The following is a 26,199-nucleotide window of genomic DNA, read 5'->3' as shown; positions in this document are numbered from 1 at the left end:
GATCCCCGCAGGGATGACATGCCCGACGATCCGCTGAACCTGCTGATCATCGAGGACGAAGCGCTGGTCGCGATGCTGGTCGAGGACGCGCTGACGCTTCACGGTCACCGCATCGTCGGCATCGCCGACACGGTGGCGTCCGCCATGGCGCTGGCGGAGCAGGACCGGCCCGACCTCGCCCTGTGCGACGTCAAGCTGGCGGACGGGGATAGCGGGCTGACCGCCGCGCAGCTTCTGGCCGATCGCGGTATCCCTTGCGTGTTCCTCAGCGGCAATTGTCCCGATCGTGGCGGGCATCCGCTGGTCATCGGCTGCATCGCCAAGCCCTTTCGTGCGGGCAGCCTGGGCGCGGCGGTTCGTGCGGCGTATCGGGTGGCGACGGGGCAACCGCTCGACCATGCGCCCCCTGCGCTGAAATTCTATGGCGAGGTGCGGTAACGCACTCCGACCTGGATCAGGGAGGAACTTACCGCCCTAAGGCTCGCTGGACGGCCCCTCCAGCCGCGTTTCGATCGCCAGTTCCAGCTTGTCGAGAATGCGCTCGAGTTGCGCGGTATCGTCCGGGGTCAGCAGGCAAAAGGCCTGTTCGACCAGTTCGCGGCGCAACGGCTCGGTCTGGCGGATGACCTGTTCGCCGCTTTCGGTGATCTCCAGCCGCTTGGCCCGCCGGTCGCCCGGGTCCGCCACGCGCACCACCAGCCCGTCGCGCTCCATCGTGTCGATCGCCTGCGTCACGGTTCGCGGGGCGAGGTTGAACCACTCCGCCACGTCCGCCGCGCGCACCGGCATGTTGTTCGCGATGAAATGCAGCAGCTTGGCGCGCGCCAAGGATGCCCCCTGCGCCGCCATGCGCCGGTCGAGGTGGCGATGGAGCCGCTGGTAGATACGACTGTAGCGAAGGGCCAAGGCATCATGATCAGGCATATTGTGAGGTAGCTCAATAAATGGTCTTGCCTTATTGTGCAAGTGCGAGCAAAAGCACCGTCAGGTTCTATTGATTCCATCGACAGGGAGGCCTGGATGGCCGACGCACATCACGTGAATGAGGGGCAGGACGCCGGCGCGCAGGATGCGGCCGAAGCGGAAGACAAGACCCCCGTCCCACCCGCCAAGAAGCGGCGGATCCGCATCATCCTGCTGGTCGTCGCGGCGGTCGCGGTGATCGTCGGCGTGTTCTGGTATGCGAACTACAAGAGCGTCGGCCAGTATATGCAGGCGACCAACGACGCCTTCATCCAGGCCGATGCGGTGACCGTCGCGCCCAAGGTGTCGGGCTATGTCGACAAGGTGTTCGTCGGCGAGAACCAGAACGTCCAGGCGGGGCAGCCGCTGCTCCAGATCGACACCCGCGACTATCGCGCGCAAACCGCGCAGATCGAGGCGCAGATCGGCGTGGCGCAGGCCAATGCCGAGGGCGTTCAGGCGCAGATCAAGGAACAGCAGGCCGCGATCGATCGCGCCGAGGCCGATCTCCGCGCCGCGCAGAGCGATGCCGTCTTCGCCCAGGCCGAAGTCGCGCGCTACACCCCGCTCGCCGCGTCGGGTGCGGAAAGCCGCGAACGTCTGTCGCAGCTTCAGAACCAGGCGCGTCAGGCCAATGCCAAGGTCGCGGCGGCCAATGCCGCGCTGTCCGCTGCGCGCCGCCGCATCGGTACGCTGAATGCGCAAGGGCAGCAGGCTCGCTCGCAGGGCCAGGCCGCACGGGCGCAGTTGGACGCGGCCGAGGTGAATCTGGGCTCGACCATGATCCGCGCCTCGATCGCAGGCCGTGTCGGCAACAAGACGGTGCGCGTCGGCCAGTTCGTCCAGGCGGGCACCCGCACCATGTCGATCGTGCCGGTCGGCCAGCTCTACATCAATGCGAACTTCAAGGAGACGCAACTCGGCCTGATGCGTCCCGGCCAGCCGGTGAAGATCGAAGTGGATGCGCTGCCGGGCGTCGAGATCAAGGGCCATGTCGAAAGCGTGGCGCCGGGTACCGGCGCGCAATTCTCGCTGCTGCCGCCGCAGAACGCGACCGGCAACTTCACCAAGATCGTGCAGCGCGTGCCCGTCCGCATCGCGGTCGACGCCGATGCGCAGACCCGCGCCCTGATGGTGCCGGGCATGTCGGTCGAGGTGACGGTCGACACCCGCTCCGCCAAGGGCGCGCTGAAGCGGATCGCCGAGCAGCAGGACCAGCATAACGAAGCGCGGGAGGGGGCGCAGCGCCGGTGAGCGCCGCCGCCGCCCAACGGGGTGCCCCTCCGGCCAAGGCGGACCTGACCGCCTGGCTCGCCGTCGCGGCGGGCAGCATCGGTGCGCTGATGGCGACGCTCGACATCTCGATCGTCAACTCGGCGCTGCCGACCATTCAGGGCGAGATCGGCGCGAGCGGGACGGAGGGGACGTGGATCGCGACCTCCTATCTGGTCGCCGAGATCATCATCATCCCGCTGTCCGCCTGGCTGGAGCGGTTGCTCGGCCTGCGGACCTTCCTGCTGATCGCCTCGATCCTGTTCACCGGTTTTTCGGTGATGTGCGGGCTGTCGACCAACCTGACGATGATGATCATCGGACGGGCGGGGCAGGGGATCACCGGCGGCGCGTTGATCCCGACCGCGCTGACCATCATCGCCACCCGCCTGCCGCGCGAGCAGCAGCCGATCGGCACCGCCTTCTTCGGCGTCACCGCCATTCTGGGGCCGGTGATGGGGCCGCTGATCGGCGGCTGGCTGACCGAGAATGTCAGCTGGCACTATGCCTTTTTCCTGAACATTCCGGTGGGCGCGGTGCTCGTCACGCTGCTGCTGGTCGGCCTGCCGCACCAGAAGCCGCATCTGTCCGAACTGGCCAAGGCCGACTGGCTGGGCATTGCGGGCCTTGCGCTCGGGCTCGGCGGACTGACCGTGGTCCTGGAAGAGGGGCAGCGCGAGCAATGGTTCGAGTCGCGCGAGATCATCGAGCTGACCATCCTGTCGATCTTCGGCTTCGGGCTGTTGTTCGCCGGGCAATTCGTCGCGTCGCGCCCGGTCATCCGGCTGAAGCTATTGCTCGACCGTCAGTTCGGCAGCGTCGTGATCATGGGCATCGTGCTGGGCATGGTGCTCTACGGCACCTCCTATGTGATCCCGCAGTTCCTCGCCTCGATTGCCGGATATAATGCGTTCCAGGCGGGCAAGGTCGTGCTGTTGAGCGGCATTCCCAGCCTGATCATGATGCCCTTCACCCCGATCCTGATCAAAAGGGTCGATATCCGCATCGCGGTCGGACTGGGCCTGGGCATCATGGCATTGAGCGCGGGGATCGACACGGTGCTGACCGCGGATTCGACCGGTAGCTCGTTCACCGACTCGCAGCTGTTGCGCGGCGTTGGCACCATCCTGGGCATGTTGTTCCTGAACCAGGCCGCGATCTCCTCCGTGCCGCCGTCGCAGGCGGGCGATGCGGCGGGGCTGTTCAGCGCGGCGCGCAACCTGGGCGGCTCCTTCGCGCTGGCCGGGATCGCGACGGTGCAGGACCAGCGCAGCTTCCTGCACGAGCGCCGCCTGGAGGAATCGCTGTCGGCCAATTCGGGATCGACGCAAGGCTGGATCGACGCGCTGACCCAGCAGTTCGGCAGCCCCGACGCGGCGCTGCGCATGATCGGCAATACGATCCGGCAACAGGCGCTGGTCATGACCTATAACGACCTGTTCTTCATCCTGTGCGTCGGCATCCTGATGGTGATGCCGCTTGTCCTGTTCCTCCGCCCGCTGCCCAAGGGCGGCCCCGTGGCGATGCATTGAGACCCATGATGCGCAAGCAGCTTTCCCTCATCCCGCTCCTCCTGCTCGGGGCCTGCACCGTCGGGCCCAACTATGCCGGACCTCCCAAGGGCATAGGCTCGGCCGCGACGCCCCCCGCCGGGTTCGCGCGCGCCGACAACACGCTCGCGACCACCGCACCGGCGGTGGCCGACTGGTGGACGACGCTGAACGATCCCATGCTCACCTGGCTGGAGGAGCGCGCGCTGGAGGCCAATCCGAACGTCGCGGTGGCCCAGGCGCGGTTGAAGCAGGCGCGCTCGGCCTTGCGGCTGGAGCGGGCCAATCAGGCGCCTAATGCCAATGCCAGCGCGACCTATCTTCACGCCAATCTGCCCGAGCTGAATCTGGGCGGCGGCGAAGAGCAGGGCGGGGGCCAGGGTGGGGCCAGCGGCGGCTCGGGCGGCGGCACCAATGTCGATTTCTTCAACCTGGGCTTCGACGCGAGTTGGGAGATCGACCTGTTCGGCGGACGCCGCCGCACGGTGGAGGCGGCGCGCGCCAGCGCGGCGGCGGCGGAGGCCAATGTCGCCGATGCGCAGGTGTCGCTCAGCGCCGATGTCGCCCAGGCCTATATCGGCCTGCGCGACGCGCAACAGCGGCTGATCCTGGCGCGCGACGCGTCGCGGATGCAGCGCGACACGCTGAAGCTGACCGAGCAGCGTTTCGCCAACGGCACCGCCTCGCAACTGGAGGTCGAGCGTCTGCGCAACCAGGTGGAGAGCACCGACGCGCAGATCCTGCCGCTCTCCTCCTCGGTCGAGACCTATTTGAATGCGCTCGCCATCCTGATCGGCGAAGCGCCGGGGACGCTGGACCAGCGGCTCAGCCAGCCGGGCAAGGTGCCGCTGCCCCCCGCACAGGTGGCGGTGGGCGATCCGACCGCGCTGCTCCAGCGTCGCCCCGACATCCGCGCCGCCGAACGCAACCTGGCCGCGCAGACCGCGCGGATCGGCGTGGCGGAGGCGGCGAAGTTTCCGCGCCTCAACCTGATGGGGATCATCGGCATCGGCGGCACCTCGCTGGATTCGCTGACCGATCTCGATAATCTGGTGACGCTGGGCGCGCCGATGCTCCAGTGGAACGCGCTGAACTTCGGCCGCGCCAATGCCCGTGTCGGCCAGGCCGAGGGCGCGCGTGACGAGGCGGAGGCACAGTATCGCGGCGCGGTCCTGCTGGCGCTGCGCGATGCCGAGGATGCGCTGTCGCGTTTCCGGGCGCGGCGGAACACGGTGGCGACGCTGGCCAGGGCCAAGGCGTCGGCGGATCGCTCGGCGGTGCTGATGCAGCAGCGCTACCGGGCCGGGGCCGCGACGCTGATCGACACGCTGGATGCGGAGCGGCAGCGTGTGGCGGCGGATCAGTCGCTCTCGCAGGCGGTGGCCGGGCTGACCAACGATTATGTGGCGCTGCAAAAAGCCCTCGGCCTGGGCTGGCGCGCGCCGACGGCGAGCTGATCCCTCCCCGGTACGGGGAGGGGGACCATGCGCAGCATGGTGGAGGGGGACCGCCGCGAGGGACGCCCTTTGTGGAAGCCCCCCTCCGTCAGGCCTTCGGCCTGCCACCTCCCCATGCTGGGGAGGATCGGATTACACCCCCGCTTTCGCGATCCGCTCGCGCGCCTGGCGTTCGATCGTCTCCAGTTCCTCCACCGTCTGCACCAGCGCCGTCATCTGCTGGCGGAGTTCGTTCACCCGCTCGCGGCACCGTTCGGCCAGAACGCGCATCTGTTCGACATGCTGGGGATCGGCATCGTATAGCCGTAGGAACTCTTCGATCTCGCGGAGGGAAAAGCCCAGCCGCTTGCCGCGCAGGATCAACTGCATTCGCGCCGTCTCGCGCTTGGAATAGACCCGCGCAGTGCCCACCCGGCGCGGTTCGATCAGCCCGCGATCCTCATAGAAGCGCAGCGTGCGCGTCGTGACGCCCAGGCTGTTCGCAACATCCTGAATGCCGTGCAGTTCCTCTTCATCCCCCACCGTCTATTCCCCCATCGGCTGCGTCGCTGCCGCCGCCTTCGCCAGTTCTTCTTCGACCAGTTCCTTTTTCGACAATTTGCCGATCAAGGTCTTGGGCAAGCTTTCGCGGATTTCGACTTCGCGGGGAAGCTCGATCTTGCTGACCTTGTCCTGAAGAAAAGCACGTAGTTCCTCCGGCGTGGCATGGTGATCGGGGGCCAGCTTGACAAAGGCCTTGGGCGACTGGCCGCGATAGGGATCGGGGATGCCGATCACCACCGCCTCGGCGACGGCGGGATGTTCATATAGCGCCTCCTCGATCATGCGCGGATAGACGTTGTAGCCGCCGCATAGGATCACGTCCTTGATCCGGTCGACGATGAACAGATAACCGTCCTCGTCCAGATAGCCGACATCGCCGGTGCGCAGCGCGCCATGGATGAAGACCTGCTCGGTCTCGGCGGGCTTGTTCCAATAGCCCGCCATCACCTGCGGCCCCCGTGCGCAGATTTCGCCGACCTCGCCGGGCGGCATCAGACGGTCGGGATTGTCGCGGTCGCGAATCTCGATCGTCGTGCCGGGAAAGGGCAAGCCCGCCGAGCCGCCCTTGTTCTCGCCGGTCAGCGGGTTGCAGGTGATGATCGGCGACGCCTCGGACAGGCCGTAACCTTCGACCAGCTTGCCGCCGGTCGTCGTCTCGAAGGCGATGCGTACCTCGGCGGGGAGCGGCGCGCCGCCCGAGATGCAGGCCTTGATCGCCGACAGGTCGACCTTGCGCGCCTCGGCCACACCCGCGATCGCGTTGTAGATGGTGGGGACGGCGGGGAAATAGGTCGGCTTGCTGCGCGCGATGGTCTTCAGCACCTGATCCAGCTCGAACCGGGGGAGCAGGATCATCTCCGCGCCCACCCGGATCGCGAAGCTGAGCACCGTGGTCAGCGCAAAGACGTGGAAGAGGGGGAGCACGCCCAATATCCGCTCCGCCCCGATCGCGTCCTCGCCACCGGTATGGATGACCATGGCATCGGCATTGGCGATGAGGTTGCGGTGCGACAGCATCGCCGCCTTGGGGCTGCCCGTGGTGCCGCCGGTATATTGCAGCACCGCCACATCGTCCGGCTTGGCGGCGACGGGGGTCAGGCCGCGTCCGCGCTTCATCATCTGTGCGAAGGTCAGGTGGCGGGGCGAGGGACCGGGGGCGGCGATCATCGAGCGCTTGAGCAGGCGATAGGCCAGACCCTTCACGGTCGGCAGCGCGTCCGCCACGGGGCAGGAAATGACGTGGCGCAAGCCCAGCTTCTCGGCGGCCTTGCCAACCCGAGCATGGATGTCGGGAATGTCGCAGGTCGCGATGATCTCCGCGCCCGAATCCTCCAGCAGATGGCAAAGCTCGCGATCGACATAGAGCGGGTTGACGTTGACGACGATGCCACCGGCTTTGAGCGTGGCGAAGAACAGCACGGGGTAATAGATGATGTTGGGCAGGCAGAGCGCGACGCGCGTCCCCGGCTTCACGCCCAGCGCCTGAAGCCCCGCGGCGGCACGGTCCACCATGTCCGACAGCTCGCCATAGCGCGTGATGCGACCCATGAAATCGACGGCGGGCCGGTCGCCATGGCGGCGTACCGTAGCCTCGAACATGTCGGATAGCAGCCGGGGCTCGGACACCAGCGGGCGTCCCGTCGCCTGACCCGGAACACCGCCTGTCGTGGTTTCCCCGATGGCTCCTGCCGTCATCGCATCGCTCTCCTATATCTTTTTTCGACCATACCCGGTTGTCGATTGCGGTCGAGTTGCTTATTGTGTTGACGTATAGGGTAGGTAACGCACCTTAACGTTAGGCCGCAAGCCCATAAAGAGAGGATTGGATGACCAACATCGTGATCGCAGGCTATGCCCGCTCTCCCTTCACCCAGGCTGGCAAGGGCGCGCTCGCACGGGTCCGTCCCGACGACCTGACCGCACAGGTGATTCGCGGGCTGATCGAGCGGACCGGCGTCGATGCGTCGGAGATCGAGGACATCATCCTGGGCTGCGCCTTCCCCGAGGGCGAGCAGGGCATGAACGTCGCGCGGCTGATCGGTCTGCTCGCGGACCTGCCGCTGTCGGTCGGCGGCATGACGGTGAACCGCTTTTGCGGGTCGTCCATGTCGGCCATCCATATCGCCATGGGCCAGATCCAGATCGGCGCGGGCGAGGCGTTCATCTGCGCTGGCATCGAGTCGATGAGCCGGGTGCCGATGGGCGGCTACAACCCGCTGCCCAATCCCGAACTCGCCGCCGCGCGGCCCGGCGCCTATATGGGCATGGGCCAGACCGCCGAGAATGTCGCGGAAAAATACCAGATCACCCGCGCCGAGCAGGAGAAGTTCGCGGTCGCCAGCCAGAAAAAGGCCGCCGAGGCGCGCGCCGCCGGTCGCCTGGCCGATGAGATCGTGCCGATCCGCACCAAGGCGGGCGACGTGACCGAGGATGGCCTGATCCGCCCCGACACGACCGAAGAGGTTCTGGCTGGGCTGAAGCCTGCCTTCGACAAGGAGGGCACGGTGACGGCGGGCACCGCCTCGCCGCTGACCGATGGCGCGGCCGCCGTACTCGTCACCTCCGAAGAGTTCGCCAAGAAGCACGGCCTGACCATCCTCGCCCGCATCAAGTCGGTCGCGATTTCGGGCTGCGAGCCGGAGACGATGGGTTTGGGCCCGATCGCGTCGTCCAAGAAGGCGCTGTCGCGTGCCGGTATCGCCTCGAGCGACCTCGACGTGGTCGAGATCAACGAAGCCTTTGCCAGCCAGGCGATCGCCTGCATCCGCGATCTTGGCCTCAAGGAAGACGCGATCAACAAGGACGGCGGTGCCATCGCCATCGGCCATCCGCTGGGCGCGACCGGCGCGCGCATCGTCGGCAAGGCGGCGGCTTTGCTGGCGCGTGACGGCGGTCACTATGCGCTGGCCACCCAGTGCATCGGCGGCGGGCAGGGCATCGCGACTGTGCTGGAGCGTGCATGATGGCTGACACGATCAACAAGGTTTGCGTGATCGGCGCAGGCGTGATGGGGGCTGGCATCGCGGCGCAGGTCGCCAATGCCGGTGTGCCCGTCCTGCTGCTCGACATCGTGCCGAAGGACGGCGGCGACCGTGACGCGGTGGCCAAGGGTGCCGTGGCGAAGATGCTCAAGACCGAACCTGCCCCCTTCATGTCGCCCGCCGCCGCCAAGCTGGTCGAAACGGGCAATATCGAGGATCACTTGGCCAAGGTCGCCGAATGCGACTGGATCGTCGAGGCGGTGGTCGAGCGGCTGGACGTCAAGCAGTCGCTCTATGCCAAGCTGGAGGCACTGAAACGTCCCGGTACGGCGGTGTCGTCCAACACCTCGACCATCCCGCTCGGCCATCTGGTCGATGGGCGGTCGGAGCAGTTCAAAAACGACTTTCTGATCACCCATTTCTTCAACCCGCCGCGTTACATGCGGCTGATCGAGATCGTGACCTCGGAGCACACCGATGCCGGTGTCGCGGCCAAGGTCGAGCAGTTCGTCGATCACCGCATGGGCAAGCGGATCGTCCGCGCCCAGGACACGCCGGGCTTCATCGCCAACCGTATCGGCACCTATTGGCTCGCGGTCGCGATCAACGCGGCGATGGACCAGGGGCTGACCGTCGAGGAGGCCGACCAGATCGGCGGCCGTCCGATGGGCGTGCCCAAGACCGGTATTTTCGGGCTGATCGACCTGGTGGGTATCGACCTGATGCCCCTGCTCGCCAAGTCGCTGTCCTCGACCCTGCCGGAAGGGGACGCCTATTTCGACACGATCCGCCCGCTGCCGCTGGTCGACAAGATGATCGCGGAGGGGTTCACGGGGCGCAAGGGCAAGGGCGGCTTCTACCGTCTCGACCGCAAGCCCGACGGCACCAAGGCCAAGCAGGCGATCGACCTACAGACGGGCGAGTATCGCGCGGAAAAGAAGCCCGAGCGTTTGCCGGGGCGCGCCGAAAAGGATCTGGCGGCGCTGGTCGCGACGCCGGGCAAGGTCGGCAACTATGCTTGGGCGGTGCTGGGCCCCGTCCTGTCCTATGCGGCGGGCCTAGTCGGCGAGGCGGCGGACGATGTGGTCGCGATCGATGACGCGATGAAGCTGGGCTATAACTGGAAGTTCGGCCCCTTCGAGCTGATCGACCGGCTGGGACCGGGCAAGCTGGCCGAGCGGCTGCGTGCCGAGGGCAAGCCGGTGCCCGCCCTGCTGGAGACGGCGGGGGATCGCCCCTTCTACCGGGTGGTCGACGGCAAGCGTCAGTACCTCACGCTGGGCGGCGACTATGCCGATGTGGTCCGGGCCGAGGGCGTGCTGCTGCTGGAGGACATCAAGCTGCGCTCCGAGCCGCTGATGAAGAACGGCTCGGCGGCGCTGTGGGATGTCGGCGATGACGTCGCGGCGTTCGAGTTCACCGGCAAGATGAACGCGCTCGACGAGCAGGTGCTGTCGCTGCTGCAAAAGGCCATCGCGCTGGTGAAGAGCCAGTATAAGGCGCTGGTCATCTATAACGAAGGCAGCAACTTCTCGGCGGGTGCGAACCTGGGCCTTGCCATGTTCGCGGTGAACATCGCCGCCTGGGGCGAAGTCGACAAGCTGGTCGTTGCAGGTCAGCAGGCGTACAAGGCGCTGAAATACGCGCCTTTCCCGGTGGTCGCCGCGCCGGCCGGCATGGCGCTGGGCGGCGGGTGCGAGATCCTGCTCCATGCCGATGCGATCCAGGCCCATGCGGAAAGCTATATCGGGCTGGTCGAAACCGGCGTCGGTCTGGTCCCCGGTTGGGGCGGAAACGGCGAGCTGATCGACCGTCTCGCCAAGTCGCCCAAAATGCCCAAGGGGCCGATGCCCGCCGCCATGAAGGCGTTCGAGACCATTTCGACCGCGCAGGTGTCGCGCTCGGCGGCACTCGCCAAGGACATGGGCTATCTGCGTGAAGGGGACGGCATCACCATGAACCGTGATCGTCTGCTGGCCGATGCCAAGCAGAAGGCGCTGTCGCTGGTCGAGGGGTATCAGCCGCCCGAAAAGCCCGTCTTCCGCTTGCCGGGGGCGGCCGGACGCGTCGCGTTCAACGGTGCGGTCGCCGACTTCGCCAAGAAGGGCGTCGCGACGCCCTACGACGTGGTGGTCGCGGGCCGTCTGGCGAACATCGTCACCGGCGGCGACGCCGACATCATCGACGAGGTGAGCGAGGACCAACTGCTCAAGCTGGAACGCGCCGCCTTCATGGAAAGCGTCAAGGACGCGCGGACCCAGGCACGGGTCGAGCATATGCTCGAAACCGGCAAGCCGCTGCGCAATTGATCGGGAGAGGATAGTCCCATGCAAGTCTATAACGCGCCGCTGCGCGACATGCGTTTCGTCCTCCACGAGCTGTTCACGGAGGACGAGTTCGGCCCCGTCGCAGGGCAGGACGAGTTCGGGCCCGAGCTGTACGACGCCATCCTGGAAGAAGCGGCCCGCGTCACGCAGGACGTGCTGCTGCCGCTCAATGCGACGGGCGACATCGAAGGCTGCAAGCTGGAGAATGGCGTTGTCCGTACGCCCGCCGGGTTCAAGGAGGCGTATCGCCAGTTCTGCGAGGGCGGCTGGGCCGCGCTCGCCTCGCCGGTCGAATATGGCGGGCAGGGGCTGCCCGAGGCGGTGAACAAGCTGGTCGAGGAGATGATCTGCGCGACCAACCTGTCGTTCAGCCTCTATCCCGGCCTGACCCACGGCGCGACCACCGCACTGATGGGCCATGGCTCGGAGGACTTGAAGCAATTCTATCTGCCGAAGATGATCTCGGGCGAATGGTCGGGGACGATGTGCCTGACCGAGGCGCATTGCGGCACCGATCTGGGCCTGCTGCGTACCCGTGCCGAGCCGCAGGAGGATGGGTCGTACCTGCTGACCGGCGGCAAGATCTTCATCTCGGCGGGCGACCATGACCTGACCGATAATGTGATCCACCTCGTCCTCGCGCGCACGCCCGATGCGCCCAAGGGGGTGAAGGGGATCAGCCTGTTCCTGGTGCCCAAGTATCTGCCCAAGGATGACGGCTCGGTCGGTCCGGCCAATGGCGTCAGCGTGGCTGCCATCGAGCATAAGATGGGCCTGAAGGCATCGGCCACCTGCCAGTTGGAGTTCAACAATTCCAAGGGCTGGGTCGTAGGCGAGCTGAACAAGGGCCTCGCCGCCATGTTCACCATGATGAATACCGAGCGTGTCTCGGTCGGCATCCAGGGCTTGGGTGTCAATGAGATCGCTTACCAGTCGGCCGTCGCTTACGCGAAGGACCGCCTGCAGGGCCGTGCGCTGGGTGGCGCGGCGCGTCCCGACCTGCCCGCCGATCCGATCATCGTCCACCCGGACGTGCGCCGGATGCTGATGACCATGCGCGCCTATGCCGAGGGTTGTCGGGCGCTGGGCCAATGGGCGGCGCGCGGGCTGGATGCCGAGGCGCATGCGATCAACCCCGCCGACCAGTCGCGCGCGGCGGACTTCGTGGCGTTGATGACCCCGGTCGTGAAGGCGCTGTTCACCGACCTGGCGTTCGAGGCGGCCAATCTGGCGGTGCAGGTCCATGGCGGTCATGGCTATATCCGCGACCATGGCATCGAGCAGTTCGTTCGCGACGCCCGCATCGCCCAGATTTATGAGGGCACGAATGGCGTCCAGGCGCTCGATCTGGTCGGCCGCAAGATGCCCGCGCATATGGGCCGCTATATGCGCCCCTTCTTCCATGCGGTGTCGGAACAGGTCGAGGCGCTGACCAAGTCCGAGGACAAGGCCATCACCGGCTGGGCCGCGGCAATGCAGCAGGCGTTCGGCGCGCTCCAGCTCAGCACCGGCATGATCGCGCAGAAGGGGATGAAGGACCCCGAGGAAGCGGGTGCGGCGGCGACCGATTATCTGCGGCTGCTGGGCCTGGTCGGCATGGGGCATTGCTTCCTGAAATCGGCGCGGATCGCGACCGAGCGGCTGGCGGAAGGAACCGACGAGGCGGGCTTCTACAAGGCCAAGCTCGCCACCGCCGGGTTCTTCTTCGACCGTATCCTGCCCCAGGCGACGGCGGCGTTCCTGGCGATCAAGTCGGGCAAGCGTTCGACCATGGCGCTGGAACTGGAAGCATTTTGAAATGATACGGCGCCGGTTGCGCTTGATTGCGGTTAACCGGCATCGTAGGCATGGTGTGTCGTTATCCTATGCGTCACCCTGTGAACGTATAGGGAAAAGAAGACATTTCGGAGCGACCGGGTAGAAACCCGGCGCTCCTGCCCGGAGGATCGGGCATGGAGAGGAGAAGAGGCATGTTGTTGACCCTGACGGCCATGGCCCTTGCGGCGGCTGGCGTGAATGCGGACACGGTGGTCGGCCGCTGGCAGACCCAGACGCGCGGCGGCGTGGTCGAGATCCAGAAGTGCGGCAATTCGGTGTGCGGCCGTATCCTGTCCTCGGAAAAGCTGCGCACCAATCCGGCGCTGACCGACCAGAACAACCGCGATCCCAAGCTGCGCAATCGTCCGCTCAAGAACCTGCTGATCCTGCAGGGCTTTTCGCAGGACGGCGCAGGCTGGGGCGGCGGCACCATCTACAATGCCGAGGATGGCAAGACGTACAGCGCCAAGCTGACGCCCGAGGGGCCTGACACGCTGAAGGTGCGCGGCTGCGTCTTCGTGCCGCTGTGCAAGACGCAGACCTGGACCCGTATTCGCTGATCCTTTGCCCAATCACAAAAATCCTCCGGGGAGTATGCTCATGATGAAGTCGTTCAAGGCTCCGCTGCTGGCCACCGCCATTGTCTCTTCGTCCTTCGCCTTTGCGGGCGCGGCCTATGGCCAGGCCTTTTACCTTCAAGAACAGTCGACCCGTGGCCAGGGTCGCGCCTTTTCCGGTGAAGGCGCCGACACGGGCGCATCGTCGCTCTGGTGGAACCCGGCCTCGATTGCGGGCATGGAGCGCGGCGAGGCGGTGATCGGCGCGTCGGCGATCATCCCCAAGGGCGATGTCGTCGATAGGGGCACGGTGATCGTACGTCCCGGCCAGCCCGCGCGGCCCGTCGGTGGCAATGGCGTGTCCGGCGATCCGATCAATCGCGGCATCGTGCCGTCGGGTGCCGTCGCCTATCCGCTCAACGACCGGGTCGCGGTCGGCCTTGCCGTGACCTCGCCCTATAGCTTCACCACCGAATATGACGCGAACAGCTGGGCCCGGTACAGTGCGCTGAAGACCGAGCTGCGGACCATCGACATCCAGCCTTCGGTTGGTATCGCGGTGCTCGACTGGCTGCGCGTCGGTGGCGCGCTGAACGTCGAATATACCAAGGCCGAACTGGGCAACGCGCTCCCCAATTTGTCGCCGCTGCTGGCCGATGGGTATCAGCGTCTGAAGGGCGATGGCTGGGATCTGGGTTGGACCGCGGGTGTGCAGCTTCACAACGACTGGGCGACCGTCGGCATCAGCTACAAGTCGCGCATCAAGCACCAGTTGAAGGGCAGCCTGGAAGTCGGCGGCCTGCTCGGCCCGCTCGCGGCGCAGAACCGGACGATCGACGGCGCGACGGCGGAGTTCTACACCCCCGCGCAGATCATCGTCGCGGGTCGTTTCCGCGCCACCGACAAGCTGACGCTGAACGCGCAGGCGGTGCGCTTCACCTGGGCCGATTTCGACGCGATCCGCCTAGGCGCACCGATCAACGCCAAAATCCCGGAGGATTACAAGAACAGCTTCTCGCTGGCCGGCGGTTTCGATTACGCGGCCAATGACCGGCTGACCGTGCGCGCGGGTGTGCAGCGGGGCATTACCCCGACGCAGAACGGCAATCGCGATGCGCGCGTGCCCGATGCGAACCGCTGGAACTACTCGATCGGCGGCTCGTACAAGCTGACCCCGCGCTTCACGCTGGATGCGGCGGGCAGCTATATCGACTTCGCCGATGCGACCATCGACCGCCGCACCGCCGCCTATGCGGGCACGGCGGTGCAGACGCCGATCCTGACCAACGGCCAGGTGCAGAACGCCCGCGCGTTCGTGGCGTCGATCGGTGGCCGCTTCAGCTTCTGACGGAGTGAGCTTGATGAAGATCGTCGTGCCCGTGAAGCGGGTGTTGGATTATAATGTGAAGCCGCGCGTGAAGGCGGACGGGACGGGCGTCGATCTGGCGAACGTGAAGATGTCGATGAACCCGTTCGACGAGATCGCGGTGGAAGAGGCGATCCGGCTGAAGGAGAAGGGGGCGGCGACCGAAGTGGTCGTCGTCTCGATCGGCGAGGCGAAGGCAGCGGACACGCTGCGCACCGCGCTGGCGATGGGGGCGGACCGGGCGATCCTGATCACCGCCGACCAGCCGGTCGAACCGCTGGGCGTCGCCAAGCTGCTGGCCAAGGTGGTGGAAGAGGAACAGCCCGGCCTCGTGATCCTGGGCAAGCAGGCGATCGACGGCGACAACAACCAGACCGGCCAGATGCTGGCGGGCCTGTTGGGGTGGGCGCAGGGGACCTTCGCGTCCAAGGTCGAGATCGAGGGTGACACCGCCAAGGTCACTCGCGAGGTCGATGGCGGGCTGGAGACGGTGGCCCTCACGCTCCCGGCGATCGTCACCACCGATCTGCGCCTCAACGAGCCGCGCTATGCGTCGCTGCCGAACATTATGAAGGCCAAATCCAAGCCGATGGCGACCAAGACCGCCGCTGACTACGGCGTCGACATCGCCCCGCGCCTGACGATCACGCACGTTGCCGAGCCCGGCAAGCGCCAGGCGGGCGTCAAGGTCGGCTCGGTCGACGAACTGGTCGAGAAACTCAAAGCACTGGGAGTGGCCAAGTGAAGACGCTGGTTTGGGTCGAGCATGACGGCGGAGCCGTCAAGGATGCCACGCTGGCGACCGTCACCGCGGCGTCGAAGCTGGGCGAGGTGCACCTGATCGTCGCGGGGCAGGGCGTGGACGGTGTCGCACAGGCGGCAGCCAAGATCGCCGGTGTGGGCAAGGTCCATGTCGCCGACGATGCGGCTTATGCCAATACGCTCGCGGAAAACGTCGCGCCGCTGGTGGCCAAGCTGATGGAAAGCCACGACGCCTTCCTTGCGCCCTCGACCACGACCGGCAAGAACATCGCCCCGCGCGTGGCGGCACTGATCGACGTGATGCAGATCAGCGATATCCTGTCGGTCGAGGGACCGGACAGCTTCACGCGTCCCATCTATGCGGGCAACGCCATCGCCACCGTGAAGACCAGCGACACGAAGCTGGTCCTGACGGTGCGCACCACCGCCTTCGAAAAGGCGGCGGCCGAGGGGGGCGCGGGCGAGATCGAAGCCATCGCCACCACGGGCGATGCGGCCAAGTCGCGCTTCGTGGGTGCCGAAAAGGCCGAGAATGCCCGGCCCGAGTTGACCAGCGCCAAGATCATCGTCTCGGGCGGCCGCGCGCTGGGCTCGGAGGAGCAGTTCCATGCGCTGATCGACCCGCTCGCCGACAAGCTGGGTGCCGCCGTCGGCGCCTCCCGCGCGGCGGTCGATGCGGGCTATGCCCCCAACGACTATCAGGTCGGCCAGACCGGCAAGATCGTCGCGCCGGAAGTCTATGTCGCGGTCGGCATTTCGGGCGCGATCCAGCATCTGGCGGGGATGAAGGACTCCAAGATCATCGTCGCGATCAACAAGGATGAGGATGCCCCCATCTTCCAGGTCGCCGATATCGGCCTGGTCGGCGATCTCTTCACTGTGGTGCCGGAACTGACCGAAAAGGTCTGACGGAGCTTTCCTCCCCTGCAAGGGGAGGGGGGACCATGCGCAGCATGGTGGAGGGGTGTCGCCCTCTCGATAGCGCGACACCCCTCCGTCAGGCCTGACGGCCTGCCACCTCCCCTTGCAGGGGAGGAATACAGCCTTTCCACTTTCGCCCTGCGCCCATACCGCAGATACGAACGTTCTAATCCATGTAAGTTATGATGCGGAAATTTCCGTGCCAGCTTGTCGGACATAGGCCGCTACGGTTAGCGTTACCGGATGAACGATAATATTTTGGAGGGAGGCGGTCGTCGCATTCGCACGATCGCGGATCTGGCGCAGATGGCGGGGGTGTCTCCCGGCACGGTGTCGCGCGCCTTGGCGGGCAAGTCGCTGGTCAATGCCGAGACCCGCGCGCGGATTCAGGCGCTGGCCGACCAGCATGGTTTTCGCCCCAACCAGATGGCCAGCCGGTTGCGCACCCGCCGTACCGGGGTGATCGGGATCGTCGTGCCGCTGGGGCATGAACGCCGCCAGCATTTGTCCGACCCCTTTTTCATGACGATGCTGGGCTATCTGGCCGATGCGCTGACCGAAAACGGCTATGACGTGATGCTGTCGCGGGTCATTCCCGACGCGGTCGACTGGTTGGACCGGGTGGTGGACAGCGGCATGGTCGACGGTGTCCTGCTGATCGGCCAGTCGGACCAGTATGACGCGATCGAACGGGTCGCGCGCCGGTATCGCCCGCTGGTCGCGTGGGGCGTCACCCTGCCGGATCAGGTCCATGCGGCGGTGGGCACGGACAATGCGCAGGGCGGTCTTTTGGCGGGCCAGCGGCTGATCGAGCGGGGATGCCGCCGCATCGCGTTCCTGGGCGATATCAGCGCGCCGGAAATCCGCCAGCGTCATGACGGCGTCGCCCGCGCCATGGCCCGGGCGGGGATGGAAGGCGCCCTGATGCAACTCGCCACCCATCTCGCCTCCGATGTGATGGAGCAGGAGATCGCGGCGCATATCGACGCTTTGCTGGAGCAGGGCGGGGGGACCATGCCGATCGACGGGATCGTGGCGGGGTCCGACATGATCGCGATGACGGCGGTGCGGGTGCTGGCCGACCGGGCCATCGCGGTGCCCGACGTGCTGCCCGTCATCGGTTATGACGACCTGCCGCTCGCCGCGCAGGCGGTGCCGCGCATCACGACCATTCGCCAGGATATCGCGGCGGGCGCGCAGGCGATGGTCGATGCGCTGTTCGTCCGGCTCCACGGCGGCGAGGCGGGCTCGGTGGTACTGACTCCCGAGCTGATCCTCCGCGAAACCGCCTGATCCCCCCAGGGATCAGGCGATCGTCACCCGGTCGCCGTCTAAGGCCAGTCGGAACCAGGGCGCGGCGGTCCCGCCGAAACGCTGGCGGCGCAGCGCGGGGTCGTCGCCCGCGTCGCAGCCCTGCAATCCCCAATAATCGACGAAGCTGATGACATCGCCCTCATAGGTGACCCACCAGCAATAGGCCTGGGTCGGCTCGTCCACGGGATTGCCCGCGACCAGTCCGGTGCCGTTGACCGGCCGCCAGGGCCCGTCGAAGCGATCCGCGACCATGGCGTAAAGCCCGGTCGGCGCGTTCAGCCCGGGGGCGAAGCGCTTCGCTTGCGTCGACCAGAAGCAATAATAAAGGCCGTCGCGCAGGATGATATGGGGGCGCTCCAACTCGCTGTTGACGCCCAGCGCCTCGATCAGCGGCGGCTGAATGACCCAGCGCTCGCCTTCTCGCCTGGCGACGCCGACCACGCCGTCGAAATCCTGGCTCACCCAGCCCGCCGAGCCGACGAACAGCAGATATTCCGCGCCGTCCGCCGGATCGCGGAAATAGCCGGGATCGCGAAAGCCCTTGATGCCGCCATTCTCCGGCTCGGCCTGGTCGGCGACGATATAGTGATGGCCGTCCGCCGCGACGCTCTCGACCGGCTCGCTCCAGCCTTCGGTGCGGGCTTCGTCGGCGAGGAAACGGCCCTGCGTCTCGAACAGGCGCTGCTCGAAGGTGCGCGGGCCGCCCCGCCGCCCGGAGGCGGTGAAATACATGGTCAGCGTCGTGTCGTCCTCGCCCAGCACCGCCGAGCCCGACCATTCCCGGCTGCCCGGCGTGAAGCCATCGGCAAAGGTCACGCCATGGTCGCGCCAGCCGTCCGCGCCGTGGCTGGTCAACCGGATGCGCGCCGCGTCATGCCGCATCTCGGGATCGTCGAAGCGCGGCGTGGCGAGGAAGAACCACCAGCTCCGCCCCCCAAGAAAGGCGGTGCGGCCATCGGCATAGGCGATCTGCCACATGTCCCACAGATCGTGATCGGGCAGGATCGGGACGATATCGGCGGCGGTGAAGACGGGCAGGCGGGCCTGGCCTTGCGCGGCGATCCCGGCCAGCGCGTCGGCCGACCAATGGGCGGGAAGGGGTGTCATAATACCTCGGGAACGGAAAGAGGGGGGTCAGGCTTGCGGCGCGACGCCGAGCGGCAGGCCCAGCGGCCCGCGCGCGCGGACCGAGAAGACCGACACCGCCGCGAACAGCATCAGCACGCCGCACAGGGTCAGCACGTTGCGTGGATCGCCGCCCAGCCAGCTTTGGTAGAACAGGGGCAGCGTCACGCCGAAGATCAGCATCGGAATGACGATCATCATGTTGAAGATGCCCATATAGACGCCGGTCCGCTCCGGCGGGATAGACCCCGCCAGGATGACATAGGGGTTGCCCATCATGCTCGCCCAGCCCAGGCCGATACCGATGGCTGGCAGGAACAGCATCGCCTTGCTCGTCATGTGCGGCATCGCGATCATGCCGATCCCGGTGATGACCAGGCACAGCGCATGGAGCGGCGCCGCGCCGATCCGCTTGGCGAGCGGCACCATCGCGAAGGCCGCGACAAAGGCGACGCCGTTGTAAAAGGCCGCAATCTCGCCATTGGTCAGGACGGCGGCATGGAACCCCGACGAGGTCACGTCGGCGGTGCCGTAGACCGAGCGGCCGATCGCGTAGATGACATAATTCCAATAGGCCATCATGGCGTACCACTGGAACAGGCTCATCAGCGCGAGCTTGCGCATCGGCAGCGGCATGGTGCGGATCGCGTCACCGATTTCCTTCAGGATCGCACCGATCCCCTTGGGCGCGGCGGCGATGCGGGCGCGGTCCTCGGGAGTCATCGGCAATTCGGGCACGCGCCGGATCGACCAGACGATGGTGGCGAAGGACAGGACCGCGCCGATCATGAAGACGACGCGCGCGGTATAGGGGATGTTGTGCCCGTCCACCCAGTCCGGGTTCATCCCCGCCCATACCAGGATCGACGGCGTCAGGAAGGCGAGCATCTGCGCCAGGCCGGTAAAGGCGCTCTGCGTCAGGAAGCCGATATTATGCTGCGCCCCGTCCAGCCGGTCGGAGACATAGGCGCGGTACGGCTCCATGGTGATGTTGTTGCCCGCATCGAGAATCCAGAGCAGCGACACCGCCATCAGCACCGACGAGCTGAGCGGCATGAAGAACAGCCCGAAGGCGCACAACACGGCGCCGAACAGGAAATAGGGCGTGCGGCGTCCCCACCGGCTGTCCGTCCGGTCGCTCATCGCACCGATCAGCGGCTGGATGAGAAGCCCCGTCATCGGCCCAGCGAGCTGGAGCAGCGGCAATTGCGCCTCGGACGCGCCCAGATAGCTGTAGATCGGCGCCATATTCCCCTGCTGCAAACCGAAGCTGAATTGCAGCCCGAGAAAGCCGAGATTCATTTCCAGGATGCGGGCCAGCGACAGGCGGGGCTTGAGCGGTGCCATGGTTCCGGCGGCGGGGGTGGACGGGGTCATGCGGGTCCTCTCGCACGCGGGGGTATGGACCGTGTCTAGCGCCGGTTCGCCGCGTCGGAGCCTATCATGGCGCGATCGATAAGACATTGCAACAAACGATTGCAATGGGCGTGACGAATGACCGTTATGTCATCACTCCGTCCCTCTCCAGCGAAGGCCGGGGTCCAGTGCCACCTGGGTAAGGGGCGCGCTGGGGCCGATCGACATTCAGATATGCCCTTCTTTTCCCTCGCCCCTCCTAGGGCCAATCGACATTCAGGTTGCGCGATCTTTATTCCTCCCCTGCAAGGGGAGGGGAACCATGCGAAGCATGGTGGAGGGGTGTAACCAGCCGTGAGTTTGGTTGATCTCTCCAACGGGGACACCCCTCCGTCAGGCCTTCGGCCTGCCACCTCCCCTTCCAGGGGAGGAATAGAGTGAATGTCGATCGGTCCTAGAGGGGAGAGGGAAGGAGAGGGAGGAACGTCACCGCCCGCCGGGCGGCAGGTTGGTCTCCAGATAGCGGGTCATTAGCGAATAGAGGTGGATGCTGGTATTCTCGCCCTCATAGATGCCGTGGCTGCGGTCGGGATAGGCCATCATCGTGAACGGCTTGTTGAAGTGGATCAGCCGGTCCACCAACTGCTCCTGGTTCTGGTAATGGACATTGTCGTCCAGCGTGCCGTGGATCAGCAGCAGATTGCCCTTCAGCCGATCGGCAAAGGTGATGGGCGAGCCGTTCTTGTAACCTTCCGCATTGTCCTGCGGCAGGCCCATATACCGCTCCTGATAGATGGTGTCGTACAGCTTCATGTCGGTCGGCCCTGCCACCGCGATGCCGGTCTTGTAGAGGTCCGGATAGCGGAACAGCGCGTTCTGCGTCATCGCGCCGCCGCCGCTCCAGCCCCAGATGCCGATCCGGTCGGGATCGATATAGGGGCGCGTGGCCAGCATCTTGCGTACGCCCGCCGCATAATCGGCGGAGGCGAGGATGCCGACCTGGCGATAGATGCTCTTGCGCCAGTCATGGCCGCGTGGGGTGGCGGTGCCGCGCGGATCGAGGCTGGCGACCAGATAGCCCTTTTGCGCCAGCATCCGGTGCCACAGCCCCTGCGACCCGGCCCAGCGGTCCGCGACCGTCTGGCCCCAGGGTTCGCCATAGACGAAATAGAGGATCGGATAGCGCTTGGCCGGATCGAAGCCCGGCGGCTTGATCAGCCAGCCGTCCAACTGCGTGCCCTCGCCGATATCGACGCGGAAGAACTCGGTCGCGGGCAGGCCGGTGTCCTTGATCACCTTGGCGAGCGGCGCATTGGCGGCGAGCGTCCGAAGTGGTTGCTGGCGGGTCATGTCGAGCATGTCGGTGACCGGCGGCGCATCGAAGCGTGAGACGGTGTGCAGCGCCCAATGCTCGCCAGGCGCGATGTCATAGCTGTGCGTGCCCGGCTGGTTTGCCGGGGTCAGCCGCTCGACCTTGGGCGTACCCGAGAGGGTGGTGCGGTAGAGATAGCGCTGAGTCGGATTGTCGGGCGAGGCGATGAACCAGGCATAGCCCGCCTTCTCATCGACGTTCAGCAACTCGACCACATCGAACTTGCCCGGCGTACGAAGCGTCGCCCGGCCGGTCGCCCGGTCGATGGTATAGAGGTGCCGCCAGCCGTCGCGCTCCGACAGCCAGGTGAAGCTGCGCCCGCCGTTCAGCCATTCGGGTGCGACATTGGCCTCGACCCAGGCGGCGTCCTTTTCGACCATGATCGGCTTGACCGCGCCCGTCGCGGGATCGCCGAGCAGGACATTGTACGTGTTCTGGAGCCGGTTGGACTGCTGGATGAACAGCGCGTCGGGGCCGCCCGCCCAACTGATCTGCGGCACGTAATTCTGGCGAGGATCGCCCGCGAGCTTGAACCAGCGGGTCGCGCCATCGGCCACGTCGATCACGCCGGTCGTCACCGCCGAATTGGTCGTGCCCGCCTTGGGATATTGCAGCGGGATCACCTGTGAATATTGGCCGCCGGTATTCTTCGTCATGTCGAAGGTGCCGACGCCCTTCGTATCGAAGCGGAGGAAGGCGATGCGCCTGGAATCCGGGCTCCATTCAAAGGCGCGGTGGACGGAGAACTCCTCCTCATAGACCCAGTCGGCCAGACCGTTGACGACATAATCGTCGCCGTCCTTGGTCAGCGCGACGGGCGTGCCGCCCGCAATCGGCTCGACATAGATGTTGTTCGCGCGGACATAGGCGATGCGGCTGTTGTCGGGTGAGATGGTCGCATAGAGCAGGGTCGAGGGTGCGGCGTCCGCGCCGACCTTGTGCAGGCGGCGGTTGGCGACGTCGTACAGCCAGTAATCGGACAGGGCGTTGGTCCGGCGGAAACGCTGACCGTTGGTCTGGATCAGCAGCCACTTGTCGTCCGGCGACCATTCATAGCTGTCGATGTTCAGCGGTGTGCTCGCACCCGGCGGGACCAAGTCGGCGGCGGCGATCACCACCTGGCGCTGGCCATCGGCGATGCGATAGCGGACGATGTCCTGCCCGCCCTTGGGCGCGGTTTCGAGCGCGAGATAGCTTTCGCCGTCCTTGCTCCACCGGCTGGCGCGGACCGATTCCGTCCGCACTGCACCTGAGCCGAAAATCCCTTCGACCGACAGCGGCGCGGGCGCGGTGGTCTGCGCGGTCAGCGGCGTCGCCAGCGTGACTGAGGAAAGGGAAAGCAAAAGCCCGGAAATCCGCCAGTACGACCGCATCTACTCATCCATTCCTGATCCAATGGCCGGAGCCTAACGCGCGTCCATAAAATCGTATACCGAAATCTTCGTGGCGATCGTTACCGATGCGACTAAACACGGGCGCAGGCGATCACGAAGGAGCGGGTTGGCGGATGACGGCGGGAATCGAGCATGTCGCGATCATCGGCGGCGGCTTTGCGGGGACGCTTCTGGCGATCAATCTGGTGCGCCATGACGGACCGCGCGCGACCTTGATCGAGCGGCGGGCGAACCAACTGGCGCGGGGGGTTGCCTATAGCGCGGCCCATGCCGAGCATCTGCTGAACGTCCGCGCGGGCAATATGAGTGCGCTGCGCGACGATCCCGATCATTTCGTCCGCTGGCTGGTCGCGCGCGGGGCGGGGGATGCGAAGACCTTCGTGCCGCGCCGGGTTTACGGCGACTATCTGCGCGACCTGTTGATGGAGACGATCGCGGCGGACCCTGCGCGGCTGACCTTGGCGAGCGGCGAGGTCGTCGGGCTTGATCGGGAGGGAGCGGGGTACCGCCTCCATATGGCGGAGGGGGCGGCGTTGGCGGCCGATGCGGTGGTGCTGGCGCTGGGCAATCTGCCGCCGCACACGCCGCCGGGGATCGATCCGGCGACGCTCGCCGAGGGTTGTTACCGCGAGGACCCCTGGGCGGGCGATATCGCCGAGGGGCTGGGCGATGATGACCAGGTGCTGCTGGTCGGCAGCGGACTGACGGCGATCGACGCGGCGTTGCTGCTGGACGCGAGCGGCTTCGGCGGGCGGACGGTCGCTATCTCGCGTAGGGGCCTGGCTCCCCGTCGCCATGCCGATGCACCGCCCTTCACGCCCTTGCGCGAGCGGCCCGCTGCCACCTTGTCGGCGCTGGTCCGGCATGTCCGCTGTGCAGCGGAGGAACAGGGCTGGCGCGGGGCGGTCGATGCGTTGCGGCCGGTGACGCAGATGATGTGGGGTGCCGCCGATGGCGCGACACGGGCGCGGTTTCTGCGGCATGTGCGGCCCTATTGGGATGTGCACCGGCATCGCCTGGCGCCTTCGGTCGCCGACCGGGTGGAGGCGTTGATCGAGGCGGGGCGGCTGTCGATCGCGGGCGGCAAGCTGGTCCGCGTCGAGCCGGACGGGCAGGGGGCGGTGGTTCACTGGCGACCGCGCGGAAGCGATCAGGTGGAGACGCTGCGGGTCGCGCGCATCGTCAATTGCACGGGGCCGCAGGGCGACCTGCTCCGGTCGCGCGAGCCCTTGATCCGGCAGTTGCTGAGCGAGGGCATGATCCGGCCGGACGCGCTTCGCATCGGGTTGGAGGTCGATGCGCAAAGCCATGTCGTGGCCGCCGATGGTGGGGTGGACGACCGGCTCTACTGCATCGGCCCGATGACGCGTGGCGGACTGTGGGAGGTGGTCGCGGTGCCCGACCTGCGCCAACAGAATTGGGAATTGGCGCGGCGTCTGGCCCATGCGCAATGGGTCGGCGGCGAGGGGCTGTAAATCCTCCCCGGCACGGGGAGGGGGACCGCCGCGAAGCGGTGGTGGAGGGGGATCGCCACATAGGGCGTCCCTTGCGGAAGCCCCCCTCCGTCAGCGCTACGCGCTGCCACCTCCCCGTGCCGGGGAGGAATTAGCTGGTTGCCCCGATTTTCTTCAGCCAATCCGCATGGCTGGGCATCGACTCCGCCATCTGGCCGATCGCGTCCGCCAGCTTGCCGACAAACGCGCCGCTCCGCGCGGGGTCGCCGTAAGCCAGCAGCGGGTCCGGCCCCTCGGGCATGTTGAACTGCCCGATATGCACTGCCGCCCAACTCGCCGGGCCGAACAGGTCCATGTCGCGCGCGACCAGCCGCCCGGCGGCCTGGAAATGCGCGATCTTCATCGCCAGCGTGTCGGGAATCTCCATCTCCGCGCATTCGCGCCATAGCGGTGCATCGGTCCGCTCGGTCAGCTTATAGTGCAGGATCAGGAAGTCGCGGATACGCTCATATTCGGTGATCGCGACGCGGTTATATTCCTCGATCGCGTGCGGCTCGAAGGCGCGGGTCGGGAAATAGGCGAGCAGCTTGGCGATGCCCGCTTGGATCAGGTGGATGCTGGTCGACTCCAGCGGTTCCATGAACCCGCTCGACAGGCCGATGGCGACGACGTTGCGGTTCCACATCAGCCTGCGCCGCCCGGTCGTGAAGCGCAGGAAGCGCGGGTCGCCCAAGGACTTGCCGTCCAAATTCGCCATCAGCGTCGCGGCGGCTTCATCGTCCGAGATATGGCGGCTGCAATAGACATAGCCATTGCCGGTCCGGTGCTGGAGCGGGATGCGCCATTGCCAGCCCGCCGCCCGCGCGGTCGATCGGGTATAGGGCGTCAGACCATCGCCGCCGGTCGCGCACGGCGTGGCCACCGCGCGGTCGCAGGGCAGCCAGTGGGTCCAGTCCTCATAACCGGTGTCTAGCGCCTCTTCGATCAGCAGCCCCCGGAACCCCGAACAGTCGACGAACAGGTCCGCCTCCAGCACCCGGCCATCGTCCAGCGTGACCGACGCGACATGGCCGCGCGCCGCGTCCAGCGCATGGCCCGCGATCGTCCCTTCGACCCGGACCACGCCGCGCGCCTCGGCATAGCGGCGGAGGAACCGGGCATAGAGCCCCGCGTCGAAATGATAGGCATAGTCGAAGGTCGAGGCGACGCTGCGCGGATCGGCCATAGGGGCGGCGAAACGGCCGCGTTTCCCTGCGCCCCAGGCCATGGACAGGTCGTCGAACGCCACGCCGCTATCCGCACCGCCCGCCGCCAGCCAATGTTGATGCACCGCGACCAGATCGAAGGATTTGCCATGCGTGCCGAAGGGGTGGAAATACCGATGCCCCTCGCGACCCCAGCCGACGAACTCGATGCCCAGCTTGAAGCTGCCCTTGGTCTCGCGCAGGAACTCCGCCTCGTCGATGCCCAGCGTCTGGTTGAACAGGCGGATCGGCGGGATGGTCGCTTCCCCGACGCCGACCGTGCCGATCGTGTCCGACTCGACCAGCGTGATGGCCAGGCCGTGCGGCATGGCATGGGCGAGCGCCGCCGCCGTCATCCAGCCCGCCGTGCCGCCGCCGACGATCAGAACCGATCGGATCGCATCGGGGGGAGTTTGGCTCATC

General features: G+C 66.5%; 20 protein-coding genes. 13 read left to right on the top strand and 7 right to left on the bottom strand.

Annotation, left to right across the window (positions count from 1 at the left end; genetic code table 11):
* Positions 1-18 precede the first annotated feature (18 nt).
* The gene (locus OXQ33_RS06880) at positions 19-438 is read left to right on the top strand and encodes a response regulator (RefSeq protein WP_267433956.1); all 420 of its coding nucleotides are present in this window, start codon (positions 19-21) and stop codon (positions 436-438) included.
* Between the two features lie 36 nt (positions 439-474).
* Here OXQ33_RS06880 and OXQ33_RS06875 read toward each other — a convergent pair whose 3' ends face one another.
* Positions 475-924: a MarR family winged helix-turn-helix transcriptional regulator gene (locus tag OXQ33_RS06875; protein ID WP_267433955.1), complete on the bottom strand. Its 450-nt coding sequence runs from the start codon at positions 922-924 to the stop codon at positions 475-477.
* A gap of 96 nt (positions 925-1,020) precedes the next feature.
* Here OXQ33_RS06875 and OXQ33_RS06870 point away from each other — a divergent pair, with 96 nt between their 5' ends.
* Genes OXQ33_RS06870 through OXQ33_RS06860 form a run of 3 tightly spaced genes read left to right on the top strand, consistent with a single transcriptional unit; the run spans position 1,021 to position 5,242 of the window.
* Positions 1,021-2,217: an HlyD family secretion protein gene (locus OXQ33_RS06870; protein WP_267433954.1), complete on the top strand. Its 1,197-nt coding sequence runs from the start codon at positions 1,021-1,023 to the stop codon at positions 2,215-2,217.
* Positions 2,214-3,767, top strand: a complete 1,554-nt coding sequence (locus tag OXQ33_RS06865; RefSeq protein WP_267433953.1) for an MDR family MFS transporter — start codon at positions 2,214-2,216, stop codon at positions 3,765-3,767. Before OXQ33_RS06870 ends, OXQ33_RS06865 begins: the two co-directional genes overlap by 4 nt.
* An 8-nt stretch (positions 3,768-3,775) precedes the next feature.
* Complete coding sequence (locus OXQ33_RS06860; RefSeq protein WP_267434010.1) at positions 3,776-5,242, top strand: efflux transporter outer membrane subunit; 1,467 nt, start codon at positions 3,776-3,778, stop codon at positions 5,240-5,242.
* A 132-nt stretch (positions 5,243-5,374) separates the two neighbouring features.
* Here OXQ33_RS06860 and OXQ33_RS06855 read toward each other — a convergent pair whose 3' ends face one another.
* Together OXQ33_RS06855 and OXQ33_RS06850 are read right to left on the bottom strand one after the other, a co-directional pair.
* Positions 5,375-5,764 carry a MerR family DNA-binding transcriptional regulator gene (locus OXQ33_RS06855; RefSeq protein WP_267433952.1) on the bottom strand — a complete coding sequence of 130 codons (390 nt, stop codon included), beginning with the start codon at positions 5,762-5,764 and terminating at the stop codon, positions 5,375-5,377.
* Positions 5,765-5,767: 3 nt separating this feature from the next.
* The gene (locus OXQ33_RS06850) at positions 5,768-7,384 is read right to left on the bottom strand and encodes a long-chain fatty acid--CoA ligase (protein WP_267434009.1); all 1,617 of its coding nucleotides are present in this window, start codon (positions 7,382-7,384) and stop codon (positions 5,768-5,770) included.
* A 227-nt stretch (positions 7,385-7,611) separates the two neighbouring features.
* Here OXQ33_RS06850 and OXQ33_RS06845 point away from each other — a divergent pair, with 227 nt between their 5' ends.
* The 8 genes from OXQ33_RS06845 (at position 7,612) to OXQ33_RS06810 (ending at position 17,810) form a co-directional block, all read left to right on the top strand.
* Positions 7,612-8,748, top strand: a complete 1,137-nt coding sequence (locus OXQ33_RS06845; protein WP_267433951.1) for a thiolase family protein — start codon at positions 7,612-7,614, stop codon at positions 8,746-8,748.
* The gene (locus tag OXQ33_RS06840) at positions 8,748-11,075 is read left to right on the top strand and encodes a 3-hydroxyacyl-CoA dehydrogenase/enoyl-CoA hydratase family protein (protein WP_267434008.1); all 2,328 of its coding nucleotides are present in this window, start codon (positions 8,748-8,750) and stop codon (positions 11,073-11,075) included. The genes OXQ33_RS06845 and OXQ33_RS06840 overlap by 1 nt, the downstream gene beginning before the upstream one ends.
* An 18-nt stretch (positions 11,076-11,093) precedes the next feature.
* Positions 11,094-12,890 (top strand): acyl-CoA dehydrogenase C-terminal domain-containing protein, encoded by a 1,797-nt coding sequence (locus OXQ33_RS06835; RefSeq protein ID WP_267433950.1) that lies wholly within the window; start codon positions 11,094-11,096, stop codon positions 12,888-12,890.
* A gap of 173 nt (positions 12,891-13,063) precedes the next feature.
* A complete protein-coding gene (locus OXQ33_RS06830; RefSeq protein ID WP_267433949.1) occupies positions 13,064-13,471 on the top strand; it encodes a DUF2147 domain-containing protein in 408 nt (135 codons plus the stop codon).
* 40 nt (positions 13,472-13,511) lie between these two features.
* A complete protein-coding gene (locus OXQ33_RS06825) occupies positions 13,512-14,816 on the top strand; it encodes an outer membrane protein transport protein (RefSeq protein WP_267433948.1) in 1,305 nt (434 codons plus the stop codon).
* A 13-nt stretch (positions 14,817-14,829) separates the two neighbouring features.
* Positions 14,830-15,579: an electron transfer flavoprotein subunit beta/FixA family protein gene (locus tag OXQ33_RS06820; RefSeq protein WP_267433947.1), complete on the top strand. Its 750-nt coding sequence runs from the start codon at positions 14,830-14,832 to the stop codon at positions 15,577-15,579.
* On the top strand, positions 15,576-16,505 hold the full coding sequence (locus tag OXQ33_RS06815) for an electron transfer flavoprotein subunit alpha/FixB family protein (protein WP_267433946.1): 930 nt from the start codon (positions 15,576-15,578) through the stop codon (positions 16,503-16,505). Before OXQ33_RS06820 ends, OXQ33_RS06815 begins: the two co-directional genes overlap by 4 nt.
* A 255-nt stretch (positions 16,506-16,760) precedes the next feature.
* Positions 16,761-17,810 (top strand): substrate-binding domain-containing protein, encoded by a 1,050-nt coding sequence (locus tag OXQ33_RS06810; protein WP_267433945.1) that lies wholly within the window; start codon positions 16,761-16,763, stop codon positions 17,808-17,810.
* A gap of 12 nt (positions 17,811-17,822) precedes the next feature.
* Here OXQ33_RS06810 and OXQ33_RS06805 read toward each other — a convergent pair whose 3' ends face one another.
* The 3 genes from OXQ33_RS06805 to OXQ33_RS06795 form a co-directional block, all read right to left on the bottom strand.
* Positions 17,823-18,938, bottom strand: a complete 1,116-nt coding sequence (locus OXQ33_RS06805) for a glycoside hydrolase family 68 protein (RefSeq protein WP_267433944.1) — start codon at positions 18,936-18,938, stop codon at positions 17,823-17,825.
* 27 nt (positions 18,939-18,965) lie between these two features.
* On the bottom strand, positions 18,966-20,333 hold the full coding sequence (locus OXQ33_RS06800) for an MFS transporter (protein WP_267433943.1): 1,368 nt from the start codon (positions 20,331-20,333) through the stop codon (positions 18,966-18,968).
* Between the two features lie 465 nt (positions 20,334-20,798).
* Positions 20,799-23,057, bottom strand: a complete 2,259-nt coding sequence (locus OXQ33_RS06795) for a S9 family peptidase (RefSeq protein WP_267433942.1) — start codon at positions 23,055-23,057, stop codon at positions 20,799-20,801.
* Positions 23,058-23,191: 134 nt separating this feature from the next.
* Here OXQ33_RS06795 and OXQ33_RS06790 point away from each other — a divergent pair, with 134 nt between their 5' ends.
* Positions 23,192-24,553 carry an FAD/NAD(P)-binding protein gene (locus tag OXQ33_RS06790; protein ID WP_267433941.1) on the top strand — a complete coding sequence of 454 codons (1,362 nt, stop codon included), beginning with the start codon at positions 23,192-23,194 and terminating at the stop codon, positions 24,551-24,553.
* A 130-nt stretch (positions 24,554-24,683) separates the two neighbouring features.
* On the opposite strand, the gene OXQ33_RS06785 is transcribed toward OXQ33_RS06790, so the two are convergent.
* Complete coding sequence (locus tag OXQ33_RS06785; protein WP_267433940.1) at positions 24,684-26,198, bottom strand: tryptophan halogenase family protein; 1,515 nt, start codon at positions 26,196-26,198, stop codon at positions 24,684-24,686.
* Position 26,199: the final 1 nt, after the last annotated feature.

It is taken from the genome of Sphingomonas sp. GM_Shp_1 (assembly GCF_026540895.1).
Taxonomy (GTDB): Bacteria; Pseudomonadota; Alphaproteobacteria; order Sphingomonadales; family Sphingomonadaceae; genus Sphingomonas.
This window is presented reverse-complemented; position numbering and strand designations above follow the sequence as displayed.